This is a genomic window from Allosphingosinicella sp. (assembly GCF_036387215.1).
In the GTDB taxonomy this organism is placed as follows: domain Bacteria; phylum Pseudomonadota; class Alphaproteobacteria; order Sphingomonadales; family Sphingomonadaceae; genus Allosphingosinicella.
Window position 1 is genome coordinate 1 of the sequence record NZ_DASVUE010000201.1, and the last position, 2,876, is coordinate 2,876.

A 2,876-nucleotide genomic window follows, 5' to 3' on the forward strand; every position below is an offset into this window, starting at 1 on the left:
GTACCGCCCCGGCGCCCCCGCCAACACGAGATAGGATATGCCGAGGCAGGTCGCCGCGACCCCGCAGGCGATCCCCGCATTCCGTGGCTGCCGCAGCTTGCCCCATTCGATCGCCATCGTCGCAACTCCTTTCGCTGTAGATGAAACCTGCTCCGCCAGGGCTTGGCGGCAGCCGCCCCAGAGGCAGCCGAGGGCGAACCGGAAAGCGGCGCCGTCCCGCTCCACCTGCTCGATCTCAGAGCGCATTGCGCGCACCCAGCCGGCCTGATCCCTGGGATAGACGTGCTCCAGCAGCCGCCCGAGCAGTCGTGCTCCGTGCCGCGCCGGTGCCTGCCTCATGAGAGCGCCTCGCCGGCCTTCCGGCCCGCTGGAGCGGCACCGCCGTTCATCTCCGCCTGCTGGCTCCGCGCAAGCGCAAGCCCAGCGGCCGTCAGCCTGTAGGCATGCCGCGGCGGACGCCCCGCAGCCGCCGGGGGCTGCCACTCCGCCTGCAGATATCCCTGCGCTTCGAGCCGGATCAGCAAGGGATAGAGCGTTCCTGACCGGAGCCCCGTCAGGTGGGCGAGATCGTAGCCGTGCCGCCACTCCTGCCCCGCACCGAGAAGCACGGAGAGAAGGGCGCGGGCCTGGCCGGAAAGTGCGCGAGAGCGTGCCACGCACCATAACTCTACCTATATCGAATTGGTGTCAATCCCGCTCCTAGCTTTACAATGCGCAAAAAGAAAAGGGCCCCGCGATTTCTCACGAGGCCCTTTCTGTTTGAGCTCTTAGCGGATGACGACTTAGTCGTCGTCGCGCGTCAGGAACGCCGGCGCGAACTCGGGCGCCGGGCCGTCGTCATTGCCGCCGTCGCGGTCGCGGCGGGGGCCGCGGTCACGATCGCCGCCGCCTTCGCCCCGGGGACCGCGATCGCGGTCACGGCCGCCGCGATCGCCACGGCCTTCGCCGTCGCGGCGGGGGCCGCGGTCGCGGCCGCCACGGCCGCGATCGCCCCTGTCGCCCCGATCACCACGGCCTTCGCCGCGGGGACGCTCTTCGCGCGGGGGACGGGTGTCCTCCAGCTCGGCTCCGGTCTCCTGATCGACGACACGCATCGACAGACGGACCTTGCCGCGCTGATCGATCTCAAGGACCTTGACCTTCACTTCCTGACCCTCGGAGTGCGCGTCCGACACCTTCTCAACCCGCTCGTTGCGGATCTCGGAGACGTGGACGAGTCCGTCCTTGCCGCCCATGAAGTTCACAAAGGCGCCGAAATCGACGAGGTTCACGACCTTGCCGGTGTAGACCTTGCCCACCTCCGGCTCCTCGACGATGCCCTGGATCCAGCGGCGCGCCGCCTCGATCTGGTTCACGTCCGACGAGCTGATCTTGATCAAGCCCTCGTCGTCGATGTCGACCTTGGCGCCCGTCTCCGCGACGATCTCGCGGATCACCTTGCCGCCGGTACCGATGACTTCGCGGATCTTCGACTTGTCGATCTGCATCGTCTCGATCCGCGGCGCGTGAGCCGAAAGCTCGCCGCGCACTTCGCCAAGCGCCTTGGCCATCTCGCCGAGGATATGGTTGCGCCCTTCCGTCGCCTGCGAAAGCGCGACCCGCATGATCTCCTCGGTGATGCCGGCGATCTTGATGTCCATCTGCAGGGCGGTGATGCCCTCGGACGTGCCCGCCACCTTGAAGTCCATGTCCCCGAGATGATCCTCGTCGCCGAGGATGTCGGAGATGACGGCGAAGTCGTTGCCCTCGAGGATCAGGCCCATGGCGATACCCGCGACCGGCCGCTTCAGCGGAACGCCCGCATCCATCAGCGACAGCGAAGCGCCGCAGACGGTCGCCATCGACGAGGAGCCGTTGCTCTCGGTGATGTCGGCGAGGACTCGGATCGTGTAGGGGAACTCGTCCTTCGTCGGCAGCATCGGGTGGATCGCCCGCCAGGCGAGCTTGCCGTGGCCGACCTCACGCCGCCCCGGAGCGCCGAAGCGTCCGACTTCGCCGACCGAATAGGGCGGGAAGTTATAATGCAGCATGAAATGCTCGTAATTGAGGCCGGTGAGGCCGTCGATCATCTGCTCCGCGTCCTTGGTGCCGAGCGTCGTGGTGACGATCGCCTGGGTCTCGCCGCGCGTGAAGAGCGCCGAGCCGTGGGTCCGCGGCAGGAAGCCGACCATCGCCTCGATCGGGCGGACCGTCTTCGTGTCGCGGCCGTCGATACGGCGGCCTTCCTTCAGGATGGCGGTGCGGACGATCTCGGCTTCGAGCTTCTTGCCGAGCTTGGAGGCCTTGAGCTTGGTCGCGGGGTCCGCGTCGGCATAGGCGTCCTTGAGCGGCGTCTTGGCGGCAGCGATTGCAGCGACGCGCTCTGCCTTCTTGGTGAGCTTGTACGCGCCTTCGAGGCCGTTGCCGGCGAGCTCGCGGAGTTTGCCGAGGATCGTGCCGCTCTCTTCGTCGTCGGTGGCAAGCTCCCAAGGCTCCTTGGCGGCCTGCTCGGCGAGGCGGATGATCGCGTCGATCACCGGCTTCGACTGCTCGTGCGCGAACATGACGGCGCCGAGCATGACTTCCTCGGAAAGCTCCTTGGCTTCGGATTCCACCATCAGCACCGCGTCGCGCGTGCCGGCGACTGCGAGGTCGAGCTCGCCTTCCGCGATCTGCTCGAGCGACGGATTGAGCTGATACTCGCCGTCCTTATAGCCGACGCGGGCGGCCGCGATCGGGCCCATGAAAGGAACGCCCGAAAGCGTCAGCGCGGCGGACGCGGCGATCATCGCCAGGATGTCGGGCTCGTTCTCGCCGTCATAGGACAGCACGTGAGCGATCACGAGGACTTCGTTGTAGAAACCTTCGGGGAAGAGCGGGCGGATCGGCCGGTCGAT

3 protein-coding genes are annotated in these 2,876 nt (G+C 67.2%); all 3 read right to left on the reverse strand.

Annotation, left to right across the window (positions count from 1 at the left end):
• Window positions 1-339, reverse strand: a 339-nt coding sequence (locus tag VF662_RS08135; RefSeq protein ID WP_464139716.1) for a hypothetical protein, incomplete at its 3' end; no start/stop codon positions are given.
• A complete protein-coding gene (locus tag VF662_RS08140; RefSeq protein WP_464139718.1) occupies window positions 336-656 on the reverse strand; it encodes a PadR family transcriptional regulator in 321 nt (106 codons plus the stop codon). The genes VF662_RS08135 and VF662_RS08140, both read right to left, overlap by 4 nt.
• 126 nt (window positions 657-782) lie before the next feature.
• A partial coding sequence (gene pnp / locus VF662_RS08145; protein ID WP_464139720.1) for a polyribonucleotide nucleotidyltransferase occupies window positions 783-2,876 on the reverse strand: 2,094 nt, incomplete at its 5' end.